General features: G+C 56.5%; 14 protein-coding genes and 2 pseudogenes. 10 read left to right on the plus strand and 6 right to left on the minus strand.

From position 1 onward, the window contains the following. Positions 1–136: 136 nt before the first annotated feature. The 3 genes from ACVWW1_RS32650 to ACVWW1_RS32660 all read right to left on the minus strand — a co-directional run bounded on the left by ACVWW1_RS32650 (position 137) and on the right by ACVWW1_RS32660 (position 2806). The gene (locus ACVWW1_RS32650; protein WP_456658710.1) at positions 137–1516 is read right to left on the minus strand and encodes a recombinase family protein; all 1380 of its coding nucleotides are present in this window, start codon (positions 1514–1516) and stop codon (positions 137–139) included. Then, complete coding sequence (locus ACVWW1_RS32655) at positions 1513–1959, minus strand: DUF2924 domain-containing protein (protein ID WP_456658711.1); 447 nt, start codon at positions 1957–1959, stop codon at positions 1513–1515. Before ACVWW1_RS32655 ends, ACVWW1_RS32650 begins: the two co-directional genes overlap by 4 nt. A gap of 676 nt (positions 1960–2635) precedes the next feature. Further along, positions 2636–2806 (minus strand): hypothetical protein, encoded by a 171-nt coding sequence (locus ACVWW1_RS32660; RefSeq protein ID WP_456658712.1) that lies wholly within the window; start codon positions 2804–2806, stop codon positions 2636–2638. A gap of 444 nt (positions 2807–3250) precedes the next feature. Here ACVWW1_RS32660 and ACVWW1_RS32665 point away from each other — a divergent pair, with 444 nt between their 5' ends. The 7 genes from ACVWW1_RS32665 to ACVWW1_RS32695 all read left to right on the plus strand — a co-directional run bounded on the left by ACVWW1_RS32665 (position 3251) and on the right by ACVWW1_RS32695 (position 9714). Then, positions 3251–3475 (plus strand): helix-turn-helix transcriptional regulator, encoded by a 225-nt coding sequence (locus ACVWW1_RS32665; protein WP_456658713.1) that lies wholly within the window; start codon positions 3251–3253, stop codon positions 3473–3475. Positions 3476–3710: 235 nt separating this feature from the next. Beyond that, entirely contained in the window at positions 3711–4454 is a 744-nt protein-coding gene (locus tag ACVWW1_RS32670; protein ID WP_456658714.1) for a helix-turn-helix domain-containing protein, read from the plus strand. A 336-nt stretch (positions 4455–4790) separates the two neighbouring features. Next, positions 4791–6116: an adenylate/guanylate cyclase domain-containing protein gene (locus ACVWW1_RS32675; protein WP_456658715.1), complete on the plus strand. Its 1326-nt coding sequence runs from the start codon at positions 4791–4793 to the stop codon at positions 6114–6116. A gap of 1389 nt (positions 6117–7505) precedes the next feature. Next, on the plus strand, positions 7506–7751 hold the full coding sequence (locus ACVWW1_RS32680) for a hypothetical protein (RefSeq protein WP_456658716.1): 246 nt from the start codon (positions 7506–7508) through the stop codon (positions 7749–7751). Between the two features lie 293 nt (positions 7752–8044). After that, positions 8045–8188 (plus strand): hypothetical protein, encoded by a 144-nt coding sequence (locus ACVWW1_RS32685; RefSeq protein WP_456658717.1) that lies wholly within the window; start codon positions 8045–8047, stop codon positions 8186–8188. A gap of 208 nt (positions 8189–8396) precedes the next feature. Next, a complete protein-coding gene (locus tag ACVWW1_RS32690) occupies positions 8397–8573 on the plus strand; it encodes a DUF2934 domain-containing protein (protein ID WP_456658718.1) in 177 nt (58 codons plus the stop codon). 916 nt (positions 8574–9489) lie between these two features. Further along, a complete protein-coding gene (locus ACVWW1_RS32695) occupies positions 9490–9714 on the plus strand; it encodes a hypothetical protein (protein WP_456658719.1) in 225 nt (74 codons plus the stop codon). A 53-nt stretch (positions 9715–9767) separates the two neighbouring features. Here ACVWW1_RS32695 and ACVWW1_RS32700 read toward each other — a convergent pair. Both ACVWW1_RS32700 and ACVWW1_RS32705 read right to left on the minus strand, forming a co-directional pair. Continuing rightward, positions 9768–10301 (minus strand): annotated as a pseudogene (locus tag ACVWW1_RS32700) (3'-5' exonuclease); the annotation flags it as partial. 12 nt (positions 10302–10313) lie between these two features. Further along, positions 10314–10664 (minus strand): exonuclease domain-containing protein, encoded by a 351-nt coding sequence (locus ACVWW1_RS32705; RefSeq protein ID WP_456658720.1) that lies wholly within the window; start codon positions 10662–10664, stop codon positions 10314–10316. A 40-nt stretch (positions 10665–10704) separates the two neighbouring features. Between ACVWW1_RS32705 and ACVWW1_RS32710 the strand changes: the two genes are divergently transcribed. Further along, positions 10705–12684, plus strand: coding sequence for a DUF2075 domain-containing protein (locus tag ACVWW1_RS32710; RefSeq protein ID WP_456658721.1), 1980 nt, complete (start codon positions 10705–10707; stop codon positions 12682–12684). Between the two features lie 372 nt (positions 12685–13056). After that, on the plus strand, positions 13057–13617 hold the full coding sequence (locus ACVWW1_RS32715) for a hypothetical protein (RefSeq protein ID WP_456658722.1): 561 nt from the start codon (positions 13057–13059) through the stop codon (positions 13615–13617). Positions 13618–13677: 60 nt separating this feature from the next. Here the strand turns inward: ACVWW1_RS32715 and ACVWW1_RS32720 are convergent, their stop codons facing one another. Then, positions 13678–14247 (minus strand): hypothetical protein, encoded by a 570-nt coding sequence (locus ACVWW1_RS32720; protein WP_456658723.1) that lies wholly within the window; start codon positions 14245–14247, stop codon positions 13678–13680. Positions 14248–14690: 443 nt separating this feature from the next. On the opposite strand from ACVWW1_RS32720, the pseudogene ACVWW1_RS32725 reads away from it, so the two are divergent. Further along, a pseudogene (locus ACVWW1_RS32725) lies at positions 14691–14768 on the plus strand (hypothetical protein); the annotation flags it as partial. Positions 14769–14789: the final 21 nt, after the last annotated feature.

Genomic DNA, 14789 nt, shown 5'->3' on the forward strand with positions numbered 1-14789 from the left:
GAGTCGGCCGGGGTAACAACGCGCTTCCGGCCTCCCTGTCGGCGCAGCGAAATCGGTATGCTCACAACAATAGTGTGGCCATCACGGCTCAATTTGGGGCGGCCGGGTGAGCCGATGGTAATAGGAGCGGGGCGCGTCATTCTGCAGCCTGTTGCAGGGCTGGTTGCGTATTGAATTGGGTGGTGAGTGAGGTTAGTCCCTCAACCTTGAGCGTGATATCCAGCCTATCCGGCCCAAGATCGGCGCGCTCAACGAGCAATTCAACGATGCGAGCTTGCTCTGCTGGAAACAACTCATTCCATAGCTCGTCAAACCCGAGAAGCGCGTCGCGGACATCCTTCTCATTGACGTCCTTGCGCTGCTTGCGCGCTGCACGCCAGGTCTGAACGATGACTTCAGGCGTTTGAAGGAGGAGCCGAACTTGATCGACGACGATCCGCTCGATCTCGGCAGCCGGCACCATTCTGACCGGACAGTCGGACCTGCCCTGCTTTAGAGCTGTCTGGCTAATGTAGTAGCGGTAGAGCCGACCAGATTTCCGTGTGTTGGTTGGCGTCATGGCTGCTCCGTCAGGAGCAAAGAGGAGACCTCTCAGCAGTGCTGGCGATCGCGCACGAGCGTTATTTGCTCGCTTGCGGGGGCTCTCCTTTAAGATGCCGTGGACCTGGTCCCAGAGCTTGCGATCGATAATCGCTTCGTGCTCGCCGGGATACGATGTCCCCTTATGCACGGCTTCGCCGATATAGACCCGGTTGTGGAGGATTTTGTACAGGACACCCTTGTCCAGCAGGTGGCCATATCGGTTTCTTGCGTCGGCGGCGACGAGTTCGCGAGCGAGCAGCGTTGCAGACTTAAGCTGGACAAATCGTCGAAAGATCGATCGCACGCATTCAGCGTCCGGCTCGTGGATGAGCAGCTTGCGGTCGCGGACTTCGTAGCCGAGGGGCGTCCAGCCTCCCATCCACTTGCCGCGCTTACGGGACGCCGCGACCTTGTCGCGGATGCGCTCGCCGATCACTTCTCGCTCGAACTGCGCAAACGTGATCAGGATGTTCAACGCCATGCGGCCCATGGCGTCCTTGGTATTGAAGGACTGAGTCACGGAGACAAATGTCACGCCGTGCTGTTCGAACAGCTCGACCAGCTGGAGGAAATCGAGCATTGAGCGAGAGAGGCGGTCGATCTTATAGACCACGATGACATCAATCTTCCCGGCTTTGACGTCCGCCAGGAGTCGCTTGAGGGCGGGTCGCTCTAACCTTCCTCCCGAGAAGCCACCATCGTCGTAGCGGTCTGAAACTGGTGCCCAGCCCTCGGCTCTTTGGCTCGTGATGTAGGCCTCGCAGGACTCCCGCTGCGCGTCGAGTGAGTTGAAGTCCATGTCGAGCCCTTCCTCACTCGACTTGCGAGTGTAGATGGCGCATCGCGTTTTACGTACAGCGCCCGGGCTTGCGCTGACATCAAACAGGCCGCTTGAGCGCTTTGCGCCGCTTTGAGGGCGATGGCGGAGGGTCATCTGCGGTCCAGAGTGTTCTTAAGGCCAAAAAAGACCCAGCCATTCCATTTGGTGCCTGTGATCTCGCGGGCGACCGAGGAGAGGGACTTGTAGGGCCGACCAAGATACTCGAAGTCGTTCAAGCGGACCGTCACGCTATACTCCACGCCCTGCCATTCCCGGATCAGCCTAGTTCCGGCGATTGGGCGCAAGGCAGGCCGGGCTTTGCGCTCAGTTGGCTCCTGATTGGCATATTGCTTAGCCATGGCCTTCAGGCGGTCTTGAGTCTCGCGGCTGAGCCCGCCGTAAGCCAATTCCTGGATACGGAAGGCCAATCGGTTCTCCAGGAAACGCCGGTTATAGGCGGGAGGCTCGGTATCAAAGAGCTCGCGCCAGCGGGCTTTAAGAACGTCGACAGGGGCGCTCTTCAGGGCCACTAGCTGCGACAGGACGTGGGTCTTCACAGGGTCATTTCCTTGCTATTTTGCCGGACATGACCCTCAACGACCGCTCCACAGTCGAGCAGATTTTCTTCGCTGCGGTGCGATAAAGGACTGGACTTTCGCTCCAGAAGACGCTGGAGGCCGGCAGCCAGAGTCGCGCCTAGTTCGTTTAGCCGGTCATCGTGATGTGCAGTCATACGCCGTTACTCGGCGTAGTCGTCGGCCCGGTCCAACAGTTTCATATGAAACGGTAAAAGCGCGTGCGACATGGCAAGTGAACGTAATCTATGCGGTCGCGTTCTTGTGCATTTTTCCATCCCATATTCTTCCGAACAGGCTCATTCCGCGAAAAGCTGGCATACTGATTCGCTGGCTCAGCTAGCGAACACTGAATAGGTAGGTCTCCATGCTTTTGGACGCGGTAAGTTACGCGCAGCTCAATCTGAACGGTCTCTCTCTCGCGGAAGGATTTCGCAAGAGCGTAATTGAGGACCGCGAGATCATTGCGATCGGACAGCAGATTGGGGATCGTGCGATTTTCTCGGAGGGACAATTTCCAGGTCCCGTCGTTGATTTCCATTGGCCCCTGGACGCAACGGCGGAAAGGATTGCCTATGGGTTCGTGAGCTCGTCCGTCGTGCTTCTAGAGAAGCCATTGCCGACGCCTTCAGCGCTACATGTTGCAGCTTCCAATTTACTAGCCGATCGCTTCACGACGCTTATCGGCTGCCTCTCTCGTGGAGAGATAGTCGCGGTTGGTACCTTCGCCGCCACCGGCGTTGAGGGCGCAATTGGAATAGGTCAATGGAGGCGTAGCGATCTCGCCATTGACGTGGAGAATAGCGCCGTTTGCGAGATCCGAAACCATCGTCCTGTTCCTGTCTGGACGGGTGTCTGGCTTCAGCAGCCCATTGCGTTACCGGTGAACGATCAATCAGTGAGCCCGGGGCTAGACACTCAAAGTCCAACGAAGGCTCGAAAGCAAATCCAAAGCAGAAATAATTGCCGCAACGAATGTATCGCTTGGCTCACCTCCCTCATGTCAGATCCAGCATGTTCACCTATGACCAATGACGAGCTCTGGTCAGAGGCTCAACAGAGATGGCCAAACACGCTCAGCGAACGAGAATTCGCCAGGTGCCGGGCTCTCGTACTCGGCCGCTTGAGCGATGAACAACGCTATCTGTGGGCTCGCCCGGGACCGAAGCGTAAATCGTCGCAATTCTGATCACCGCACTTCGAAATCGCGTCAGCTATTTTCGGGGCTCCAAAGTAGCCAGTCTTACTGCATCGAAACAGATGCAGTTGTGACATGCCCCTCACCAACACCATTGAAGATTTAGATGCCCTTCTTAGGGAGCAGGATGCGGCCGATCTGCTGTGCCTGTCTGTCCGAACGCTCCAGTCGTGGCGGATGCGCCTGGCAGGGCCGCCTTTCGTTCAAGTAGGCCGCGCCGTTCGCTATCGCCGTCGCGATCTGATCGCTTGGATAGAAGCAAATACCTGCGGGGGGGGACCGTCGGAGCGACAGCCGTGAAGAAAAAGGGATCGAACGGGTCCGGCTATTCGGCTGACGAAAAACCTCCCGAGTACTCCGTATACCTCGGTCGTCGACGCCTCGGCCGCTTCGTACAGGTTTCACCAAAGCTGTATGCTGCCTTTGATGCCGACGATCGCCCACTGGGCCGCTTTCGTGGCCGACGCGCTGCATACGCTGCAGTCTCCAATCATTCGAACCGCCCGAAAAGCTGTTCCGATCCGGGCAAGTTCCGATGAGTTGGCAGGCAACAGCGTGGGCATTGCACCAGAAAGTCGGCCATTGCGGGCGGAAGCTCTTGCTCCTAGCAATCGCGAACTATGCCGACGAGCACGGCTATTGTTGGCCCTCGCAGAGGACACTCAGCGAGCATGCTGAAATGTCTCTCGACACGGTTCAGAGGCAGACCAAGAAGCTGATCACTCAAGGCCTAATATCCGTCACCAGGGCGCCCAAGCGCCGCGGTCAATGGCAAACGTTTCACTACCAGCTCAACATGTCCGACGCGGCAACCAAGCCGCAAAAAGCGGCTACGCCTGAAATCTTTCCGCCAGCTACGGGTAACCCGTATCTGGTGAGTGCAGATTGCGGCTTGACCAGGCCGCACCGCGGACGAAAGCCGAGCCGCATAGCTGTGCGGCTTAAACCTTCAATAGAACCTTCAATAGAACCTTCAATTGTTATGGCCGATGAGCGTTCGCGAGCAAGCGCCAATCCACCTACGGCTAACCCGCACATGGATCGGAGTACAAAGGCGACGACTAGCGTTGCCGAGCGACTGAAGGCCTTCCAAGCTAAGCAAGAGCCCACCGAAGTCACCCAGAACCGCATAGCTCAACGCTTGGGCGGCTGGGAAGTGCTTATGCGGATGACTGATCGCGAACTGGAGCACATCACAGCATTGGAGCGACGCAGGCAGCTCGACGACGGGAGGCTCTATGAGGCGGTCTTGCGGTCGATGTCCGTCGATCGGTCTTAACCAGCCCGCAGCCCGCTACAAAGTCGGAGCACCATTGTGCTCTAAAGTCGGGCTCTTTGCTGCTTGGACTTCGAGCCCAGGGGGTGGGCAAAAGTCTGGAAGCTTGGATACGCGACCGGTCCCCATGGTTCACACGCAAAAAGTTCGGAAATAAAAACAAAAAGCCCACTTGGGCTAAAGTCGTAGAAATCTGCTCGATGTCAAACCTGCTCCGGAACTGAGGCATCGAGACGACTTTTGGCCGATGTCTGCTTTTTGACCCGTTAGAGACATCAAGAGCGGGGTTGATCTTGACTTTTCCGGCGGCAACAATGGATCGGACCTGAGGTTCGCCCGATGACCGATTTTAAATTGCCCGAGACGCGGTACGCCCAAAGCGGCGATTTCAGCATCGCTTACCAAGTGATGGGCGATGGACCGATCGATTTGATTTTGGTTCCCGGCTTCGTCTCGCATATCGAGTTCGCGCATGAACTAACCGGTTTCACCAACTTTTTGCGGCGGTTGGCGAGCTTTGCTCGTGTAGTGACATTCGACAAAAGAGGACAGGGTTTGTCCGATCGCATGTCTGGCGCACCCTCGCTGGAAGTGCGGATGGACGACGTGCGCGCGATCATGGATGCGATTGGCTCGAAGCGCGCTGCTTTGGTTGGGTTCTCCGAAGGTGGTTGCATGAGCATCCTTTTCGCCGCGACATATCCTGAGCGCGTATCGCATCTTATTTTGATTGGCTGCTTTAGCCGATCCGCAGATCGATTCTCGCATGATGCGTGGGAGGCACGTATCGAACAGATCGTAAGCCATTGGGGTGCCGGGGAACTAATCAAGACGATCGCTCCTAGCGAGGCAAGCAAACCTGTGGCAATTGCACAATTCGGAAAGTTCGAGCGGCTGGGAAGCAGCCCTGGCGCGTTGCGAACGATCTTGCAGCTCAACCGTCAGATCGATGTTACCGCAATTCTGCCGACGTTGCAGGTGCCGTCGCTGGTGTTGCATAGTAAGGCCGACCTTCAAGTTCCGGTCGAGTTCGGCCGTAAGCTCGCGACGGCGATTCCAAACGTGAAGTACATCGAATACCCAACCGGCGACCACGCGTTCTGGACTGGCGATCCTGAAACCAAGCTCGGTGATATCGAGGAATTTGTTACCGGCCATCGCGATCACGGCACAGCCGAGCTTGAGCGCGTGCTCGCGACCGTTCTGTTCACCGACATCGTCGAATCCACGCGAAGCGCCGCGGAGATGGGTGACTATCGCTGGCGCCGCCTGCTCGACGAGCACGACCAACTCGCGCAGAAGATTGTCGACAAACATCGTGGCCATCTGGTGAAAAGCACCGGTGATGGCATTCTAGCGACCTTCGATGGGCCGGGCCGCGCGGTGCGCTGCGCACTCGCCTTCGGCTCTGCGGCGAAGGAGATTGGCCTGCCGCTGCGCGCTGGTTTGCATACTGGCGAAATCGAGATCAGGGGCACCGATATAGGCGGCATCGCCGTGCATGCTGCCGCGCGTGTCATGTCACATTCCAGCTTCGACGAGGTGCTGGTGTCGCGTGTCGTCACCGACCTCGTCGCAGGCGCTGGGCTGAGATTCGCGGAGCGCGGTTCGTTCGAACTGAAGGGGCTTCCCGGCCGTTGGGACCTGTTCGCAGCCACTGGTTAGCCGTTGAATCGCAAGACCGCCTTCCCCAAAGCGGACATCCCCTATTCGACAGCCGGTCGGCTTTGACCAGTTGCTGGGCAGGATTGCTGCTCCGAGGGGGCGGACGGGGGGATGGGGGTGGTCATTTCCCTAGGGACCCCGCCGCTCACGTACCGGCCCCACTCTCACTCAGGGATTTTTTTCTAGCCGATGGGATTTTGCGCCCCGCTTTCAACGGTGCAGCAGCTGTCGCTTCGAAAACCATTGATATCTGAATCGCTTACGAAGGGTCGGGAGCCGATGAACCGGGCGTCACTGCTGCGAAGCCGTGTTTATTTTCAGATGACGAGACACAGTAGTTCGCACAGCCGATCAGCAATTAATGGCCATTTAGCCCTAGCAGGCTGCTAGGGCTAAATGACCCAAGGAGGCGGAATGCCACGTTAGCAAGTTATTGGCTAGTAAGCAGAATCGGCGCAGGTTGTGCTCGTTATCCACGAATTTAGCCCTAGCAGGCCGCTAGTCCCACTGTGCAACCTCTTGTCAGCGCCGACCTATGCCGAGGCGATGGATGGGAGGACCAGGCAGCTGGCCCTATCCGCTGGGTAGGGTCGGCAGAAATCGGTGACGTCAAATTCGTCCGGATCTGGGCGTGGCGAAGCGCTGTTCGCTGCGGCGATACCTTGCGGTGGATCGAAACGGCGAGCGTCAGCCGTCCATCTTTGCCTATTTCCGCTAGCGAAATCCCGGCCGCCACGCCGGCAGGACAGAACACTAGGTGATGACGCAAGTTGGAGACCAGCGCATTTGACCCTATCCACCAGATAGGGTCAGCGGAAGTCATGTCACTAGCCGCTTGTTCAACTGCGACCATCGTCACCGAATGCGATCCGGTCGATCCGGCCAAGGCGCGCCACGCGCCGAGATAATTACATTCAGGCCTGGCAGCTGAATGGATACTCGCCAAAAGGCACACGATCGGTTGCGATTCAGTCATGAACGCTTACGCAATGGCATTTCCCGCAGCTGTCGCTACCGCAGCCTCCATTGCCTGAAATTTCCGAACTCGGCCAGCCGCGTTGGCGTTCCGAAAGTTGCGAGCGCGCAACCAATTGCGCGTCTCGTGAACAGAAAACATTTGACGCGACGAATTTTCTCTGCGTTTACATCATCACGTTCGTCGTAGGTGAAATTGCCTGCACTCTTTAGGACCGTCATGCGCAACGCACGCACGCACATCGCAGAGACTGCCGCCCGCGTCCGGCCGCTTATTCGGCGGGCCGATTGGTCGTGCGTGTCCGTGATGACACGGAGCGTGAATTTTCAGCTCGAAGCGAAGCTGATCCGCAAAGCAAGAGTGTAATTCTCGGCGCCGGGCTACTCCCTCCGCCGAAGCGGCAGGAGGGCAAGATGAACGCCCGCAACGACCTCAAGAAACTATCCGATCAAAGGTTGGACGCGAGGCTTGTGTTGGCAGCGGCTCAGCTGCGATTTGCCGCGCGGGTGGATTTTCTCGTGGCTCGCTGGCTCGAGCGTTGCGCGACGAACGCCGAGGCCGCGCAACGGTTGCTGAAAACCGTTCAGAAGCCGTCCGCAAATTCGGGATGGGCCCGAGCCTCTGGCGTTTCATCTCCACGTTGGGATGGGTCGCCATGATGGGGTCTGCGATTTCCTTGGGGGCTCGGGACTCAAGGTCCGGCAGTCGAACGGACCCGCGCCAAGGCCCACAATCCCATGACGACAAGATAGTCAATCCGGGCATGGTTGTCCGGCTGCGCCCCACATGGCCACATCCTTGACGTGATCATCAAACGTCCCCGGCGCCGTCGTGCGAACCGTCCCAGGCGCCCATCTCCGCGGAATGAAGGCCCTCGGAAAAACGGGGGTGCTGACGATTGCGGACGAGGGATGGCGGTCGATCGGGGGTGACCGCACGCCGTAGCACCAGTATGCGTGGCTATGGTCGGACCGGCAAACCACTCGACATCGATCAGTACACCTTGCTTGATCTCGTCGGTGACATGGTCGGCGTTGTGAGCTTTCTCGAAAGCAAAGAAGCCGCTATCGTCGGTTCGCGGGCATCCGTGCGCTGATTGAGTGAGTTGAGCTCGGAAGGGCGGCTCACGTTCTACGTCGAGGCAGAAGCGCGCGCTGCCTAGATGTTCGGCTGCATGATCTAGCGCGCCGTGCGAGTGTGAGCTTGTAAGTTCGACTTCGCGCGGGCGCATGCCGCGCGCTGATCGAAAGCCGGACTGGAACTCGCAAGCCGCGCCAAGCTTTGGTTGTGAAAAGGAGAGTGAGATGGCGGGTGTGACCGAGAAAGAAATTCGAAAGCGGGCTTATGACCTTTGGCAGAAAGCCGGTGGGCCCTCAGGTAAAATGGATGCATTTTGGTACGAGGCCGAGAAAGAACTTCTTGCTGAAGGCAAAGACGTGGGCGAGGTACCGCCTGGAATGACAGACAATCTGCCGATCTGACGGATTGATTCGAAGTTCTCGTTCTTAGACATCGTAGATGCCGGCATTGAAGAGGGCGATTTCGGTAACGTCATTCATTACCGCAAGCGGGTGTCGCGCCGGTTGCGGAACTATTAAGCCAACTCCGAGTTCCTAATGCACAATTCAGGAGGACATCATGGATTTCGGAAAGGGCGCAATCCTTTGGCTGCCTGGTGTGCCACTACCTGTAATTTTGCTGATTGCGTTGTTCTGGCATCACTAGGGCTCTACGTAGCCCCGATGGCGACGAAGGCTCGCGACTTATGTCGGGAGCCTTTTGTGTTCGGTGGTCGTTTGACGGGGTAGTGCGGATTCAAGTCTTGCTCGTCCTTGGAGCCATCGATGGCAAAGAATAGCGCGGAAAGCGAAGAAGCGCCCGGAAACCCATTTAGTCGAAAATTTTAAGAAGCTAGCGGTGTCCTCGCAGGCCGTGTTGCTGCTGGAATTGGGTAAGCTCTATAGGAAGACTAAGGCAACGCGGCTCGGATTGCTGAATAAGGAGGTCGACCAAAGTTCTACGCTGAGAAAGCGAATCATCAAAAAATCTCGCGCAAAGCCGACCGCGAAATATCGCAGCAAGAAAGGCAAATCAAACGTATCTCACTCTCAGAAATAGGGCTGCCCGAGACTGGGAAGATTGGACGGTCGCAGCCAGCACACACAGTACCAAAATGGAAGAATTGCGCGCCACACGCGGAGAAAATCGTGTTCGGGCCTAACGTAGGGCCACCGACATTCGGTAGCCGTGCAATTTGCGCAGTGCACTAACCTTCAGGCCGGCTTCAATGGCCGCAGTTTGCGTTTTTCCTGGTCTATTCCTTGTTAGCCACGATTTTGCCTCTGAGTAACCGGCAAATTGCTTAGTGTCATGCAGCGATTCGCATGGGGCATTGGGATGCACGAGCTGGCGCTTTGGAACGGGTTGACGCGCAGAGAACAGCGAATTGTCATTCGGTTGTTCGGTGGCGGATCCACTCACGGCGACCGCATGATGGAAGCGAGCAACCTTATGCGGTTGGGCCTCATCTCAGACAATGGACTGACCTCCGCCGGCCTTGAGGTATTCAAGGCTGCGTTCAAGGCGCAACGTGAAGCGCGTAAAGCAGGATCGATGGCTTAGCAGCTGGCGCTCGATGTGAGCCGAGATCCGCGACTGTGATTACGCTAGATCATTTACACGCGAATCGAAAACCGATTCATCGCGCTTAATATCTGCTGTCGTGGATCAACGTCCTGCAGATAGATCGTCGTTCTTAAAAACTCGATTTCGGCGGCCTGGTGAACTTCGTCAACATCGACGTACCAAGACCGTGGTCTTCCATCTGATCCATCACTCCACCGATAGCCTCGCTTTTTCAAAGCGTCCTTCAGTTCGAAGGGGGATTGTTCAGCCCATATGCGGATTGTCTTGCGCCGCGCGCGCTCAAGAAGAATGGCGAAGGCGGATCGATTGAGGGTCCGTATGTTGGATGACAAGATCTCAACCAAAGCACGGCAATCGTCAATTGCCCGATGGGCTTGGTGAAACAGGCCAACCCCGGCTAACAAGTAGCCTAAGCGCGATCCGTCAAATCCATGTTTGCGCCACTCGATTTCTGTGGCGGAGCACGCCCAAGGCTTGCGTTCGAAAACTGGCCAATAACGTTCCACGAACTTCCGATCAAAGTTCGCGTTGTGGGCGACGATGATCACAGCGTCGGAGACAAACGCCGAAACAGCCTATGCCTCGATCCGACGCCCCATCACCATTTCGTCGGTAATGCCAGTAAGTTCAGTGATCTCAGCAGGTATGGGATTCTGAGGCTCGTTGAATGACGAGAATACGTCCGTGATTCGAGCTATTCTGTCATCTGGCAGATAGTCGAATTTCACCATCGCAAGTTCGATGATTTCATCCTGCCCTGTATTGAGCCCAGTGGTCTCGACATCGAGCAGAATGCCAGTCTGTGTTGCTTGTCCTTCGCATAAGGCGAACTCGGTTCGAGGCGCAAGACGACGAAGCACCCGATAGTCGGGAGACCTCATCAGCATATCGGCCATTGTCGCTAGATCGATTTCGTCCGACGTCATAGGATCAACCAACAAAATAGGCGGAAGTGCGCAAAATTCGATGAACGGTGCCTTTTATTCTAGCTCGATCCAAGAGCTTGTCGATCATGCCCCTGAAGCTGTCTTAGGAATCCTCGCCAAGCAAAATCCTTTCGCGTTGGATGCACTGCAGCGCAATGCATGGCTGAGTCAGATCGACCTTGTGCGGGCTCAGTTTCGCGGGCTGGACGGTTGGATTGCGTTTGAGTTCGCGATCCCACGCATGGGCAAGCGCGCCGATGTGGTGATGACGTCAGCGGGGATCGTCTTTGTCATCGAATTCAAGGTCGGTGCGCACCAGTTTGATGCAGCGGCTATCGACCAGGTGCTGGACTACGCACTCGACCTCAAGAATTTTCATTCCGGTAGCCACGAGCGACGAATAGTCCCGATCGTCGTCGCCACCATGGCTGAGCTCCCTTCGTTTGCTCTGACCTGGGGTGCAGACAGTGTCGCGAGCCCGATCCGCTCGAACGGAGGAAATCTTGATCAGATCATTGGGCGGGTCATTGCTCAGACGCCGAGGCAGAACGACCTCGAGGGCGCACAATGGGCAAAAGCCGGATACAAGCCCACGCCGACAATTATTGAGGCGGCCCAAGCGCTTTATCAAGGGCACCGAGTTGAAGGCATTACTCGTTCCGACGCTGGCGCAAAAAACCTAAGTCAGACGGCTGCCTGCCTGGCAGACGCCATCGAGGATGCCAAGTCGCTGGGACGAAAGGCCATCTGCTTCGTCACAGGGGTGCCGGGCGCCGGCAAGACGCTGGCGGGCCTCAATCTGGTGACACTTCGGACCAAGGCCCACGAGGAAGAGCATGCCGTTTTCCTATCCGGCAACGGCCCTTTGGTAGAGGTGCTGCGCGAGGCACTGGCTCGGGACGAACATGCACAACTAAAGGAGCGTGGCGAGAAAGCCAAGAAGTCCGATGCCGTCCGCAAAGTCAAAAGCTTCGTTCAAAATATTATGCATTTCCGAGACAGCAACCTCGTGACCTCTGAGCCTCCGATCGAGCGTGTTGCCGTGTTCGACGAAGCGCAGCGCGCGTGGGACACCAAACATCTGGCGAATTTCATGAGTCAGAAAAAGGGGCAGACAAACTTCCAAATGTCTGAGCCTGAATTTCTCATTAGCGTTATGGACAGGCATGACGGCTGGTGCACGATCATTTGCCTGATAGGTGGAGGGCAGGAGATTAACGCAGGCGAAGCGGGTTTGACTGAATGGTTCTCAGCACTCAAGCGCAGCTTTCGCGACTGGAAAGTTTATACGTCCGAGCAGCTTGCTCATCGTGACTATCATTGGGGGCAAGATCTGCCGGCGCTTCTCGAAGGATTAGAGTGCCAATCTCTGTCGGCCCTTCACCTGGCCGTTTCCGTTCGATCGTTCCGTGCCGAAAAGCTGTCGGAGTTTGTCGGCGCACTGGTTGCAGGTGAAGCCGTTGAAGCCGCGCGCCTCTATCAGGAGATCAAGGCGTCATATCCAATCGCCGTCACGCGGAGTCTAAAACAGGCAAAGCAATGGCTTCGTAATCGAGCCCGCGGGTCGGAGCGGACCGGCCTAGTTGCATCATCAGGCGCCTCGCGTCTTAAGCCTGAGGGAATCAATGTCCATGAGAAGATTGATGCCACGACCTGGTTTCTGAACGGCAGAGACGACGTCCGCTCGTCGTACTACATGGAAGACCCGGCGACCGAGTTCGACATTCAAGGTCTGGAGCTGGATTGGGTCGGTGTTTGCTGGGATGCTGATTTTCGTTCCATCAATGGCAAATGGCAGTACTACCGATTTTCTGGGACGCGCTGGCAGAACGTCAACGATGAGAATCGAAAGATTTATCTGACTAACGCTTATCGTGTGCTGCTGACGCGCGCTCGCCAGGGTATGATCATCTACGTCCCGACGGGTGATGTCATCGATGCGACGCGGCCACCATCCTACTATGATGGAACGGCAGATTTTCTCCTTCGCTGCGGGCTATCGTTGCTCGACTCAGTGTGAGTCAAATTGCGCTCTATGGCCTCTGCCATTGACCGACTTCTTCCATAACATCTCATTTGCGAAATCGGACGTTCGTCTACGGGGCGTTGGCTCGTAGAGCTGGATCGGCTGCCGAGAAACAGCAACGCCTTTCACGCGATTGGTCCGTTTTTTCGCCAACGGGTGTTAGGCAAGGACTAGAAAATGCGGACCGCGGCCGACAATTTGGCCGGTTGCGGAGCTGGCGCGGCGCAAATTCGAGGTACGCGGGCGTAACTTCAATAACGCTAGAAAAATAAGGACAGACCTGTAGTATGTATCAGGGAAGGCTTCCCGCTCAGTGTGGGGGCATTGTATTGGACATAGTTTCTGCAGTTATTTGGGAGCTCTAAAATGGGTTCATTTATTCCCACCCCGCACGACCAAGAAATCGTGGCTCGCCTGAACTGGGTATTTCATCATCATAGGACGGTTATCAACAACCACCGCGATAACGCCCCCGGAGGTGGAGGGGCGAATCAAGCTCTCCTTCCTGCCGCCAGTTTGTCTCGTCTTGCGAGACGAATCGGGGCCTACCCGCAGAGCACTCAAGCACCGGCTGCCGGTGGGCTAAAAAACCCACGAGCCCGGTGGTTTGTTTTTCTTGATAACCTGCCCAATCAGACAAAAACCGATATCAACACGGTGATCACCGCAGCTTTGCAAAACAACGCTCCTATTATTTTCGATCTGACCCACGAACCCAATCCTCCGCTGCCAGCACCCTATGTCATCATGGCTTCTCCAGGGTCAGCCCATGCAGGTGACCCTTCCAAACGGCCAGACGGCCTACTGTCTAACTCTTGTCTGTCAAACGCCCATCCAGGAGTCCAATCAGGCAATTCCGCCGGGGACGCCTGGCGCGCCGGGCACCTTCAACAATCCAACCAGCCATGCCAACGCGCAGGGCAATGAGGTAGGAATCAATATTCCTTGGAATCCCGATAATACAAACTATTGACGAGGATGGGCTCCCTACCCTGGAGGCACCGACAGTTCGTGTAGGGGACACGTGCGCCACGCTGGCAGCGTTGAATTTGCTAAAACTGATCTGCGTCTCTTTTCCCAGTCATTGTTCCAGCAGCCCTCGAGGGCGCTCCCAGACTCGTGTTTGTTGAGAGCGTCGTAGGCGGCAAATAGCCTGTCGAGATCGCGCACGGCTTTCACGAAATCGATTTGTCCGAATTCGGCGATGTGTCCGTTTTTCAACGCCCACTGATCTGCATAGCACTCGCAGGCGAGGAATACATTCCACGGAAGGCGCGGTCCGTCAGCGAGGTGGTGCCCAGTTTCGTGCAGAAGAGCGAATGCCAAGGCGTCGATGCCAAGTTCGGGGTGATAAGCCAGCCCGCCGTAAAGCTTCACAACTTTCTTGCTATTCAGAATTAGGGCCTGTGCGTTTGCCAGCGCCGGCGAGGGTACCAATTGATATAATATCATGGGGAATTGGTTTTTTAACGCACGGAGCAACGTGAGAACGAGGCGTTTGCGGGCCCTCGTTGTTGCGAGGTCTCCGGGCGGAGCAATTGACTGCGATAGCAGCATCGGTGTCATCCTCGTGCCAAACCTTGTCACCATTCCGCGAGCTTGTCACCGGCGATCTAAGGGCGCTTGGCGGGTAACATTGGGCATTGGTTCAAACCGGTGAGGGGCTTAAACGCACCGTGGATCAGCAAGTCTTCCGGTTCTGCCTCCTTACCGCTGTAGTGACCGTCTTTTGGCGAATCGTTCCGCAAAGTCGGCTACATCCCAATGCTCAGCTACCTTTCGAACTTCATTCCAGATACCTGATTGTCCGGCCGTCTGCGGGAAGAAAGGACGCCATGAGCTTACAACAGCGAGCCCGTGAGAGCGCCCCTCCCTCACCGGCTTCGAAGGCGTGTTGGCTTCATGAGTACACGCCTCAGCTCAGCCGTGCGTTGTAACCCATAGAAGTATCGGTTCCTTAAGGCTATAATTCCGGACCCACTCGGTCTAAGGGACGCTCAATGCAATGTCTGCGTTGCGATCGTGAGAACACTGCGGGAAACGAATATTGCGAAGGCTGCGGTTCAGCGCTCGCGATCCGTTGTCGGTCGTGCGGTCAC

Source organism: Bradyrhizobium sp. JR3.5 (assembly GCF_054057015.1).

Bases quoted from the DNA above. Each gene is read 5' to 3' on its own strand.
- ACVWW1_RS32650 (WP_456658710.1), bottom strand. From the start codon at position 1,516: ATGACCCTCCGCCATCGCCCTCAAAGCGGCGCAAAGCGCTCAAGCGGC.
- ACVWW1_RS32690 (WP_456658718.1), top strand. From the start codon at position 8,397: ATGGCGGGTGTGACCGAGAAAGAAATTCGAAAGCGGGCTTATGACCTT.
- ACVWW1_RS32720 (WP_456658723.1), bottom strand. From the start codon at position 14,247: ATGCTGCTATCGCAGTCAATTGCTCCGCCCGGAGACCTCGCAACAACG.
- ACVWW1_RS32685 (WP_456658717.1), top strand. From the start codon at position 8,045: ATGCGTGGCTATGGTCGGACCGGCAAACCACTCGACATCGATCAGTAC.
- ACVWW1_RS32675 (WP_456658715.1), top strand. From the start codon at position 4,791: ATGACCGATTTTAAATTGCCCGAGACGCGGTACGCCCAAAGCGGCGAT.
- ACVWW1_RS32710 (WP_456658721.1), top strand. From the start codon at position 10,705: ATGAACGGTGCCTTTTATTCTAGCTCGATCCAAGAGCTTGTCGATCAT.
- ACVWW1_RS32695 (WP_456658719.1), top strand. From the start codon at position 9,490: ATGCACGAGCTGGCGCTTTGGAACGGGTTGACGCGCAGAGAACAGCGA.
- ACVWW1_RS32665 (WP_456658713.1), top strand. From the start codon at position 3,251: ATGCCCCTCACCAACACCATTGAAGATTTAGATGCCCTTCTTAGGGAG.
- ACVWW1_RS32670 (WP_456658714.1), top strand. From the start codon at position 3,711: ATGAGTTGGCAGGCAACAGCGTGGGCATTGCACCAGAAAGTCGGCCAT.
- ACVWW1_RS32705 (WP_456658720.1), bottom strand. From the start codon at position 10,664: ATGACGTCGGACGAAATCGATCTAGCGACAATGGCCGATATGCTGATG.
- ACVWW1_RS32680 (WP_456658716.1), top strand. From the start codon at position 7,506: ATGAACGCCCGCAACGACCTCAAGAAACTATCCGATCAAAGGTTGGAC.
- ACVWW1_RS32715 (WP_456658722.1), top strand. From the start codon at position 13,057: ATGGGTTCATTTATTCCCACCCCGCACGACCAAGAAATCGTGGCTCGC.
- ACVWW1_RS32660 (WP_456658712.1), bottom strand. From the start codon at position 2,806: ATGGTTTCGGATCTCGCAAACGGCGCTATTCTCCACGTCAATGGCGAG.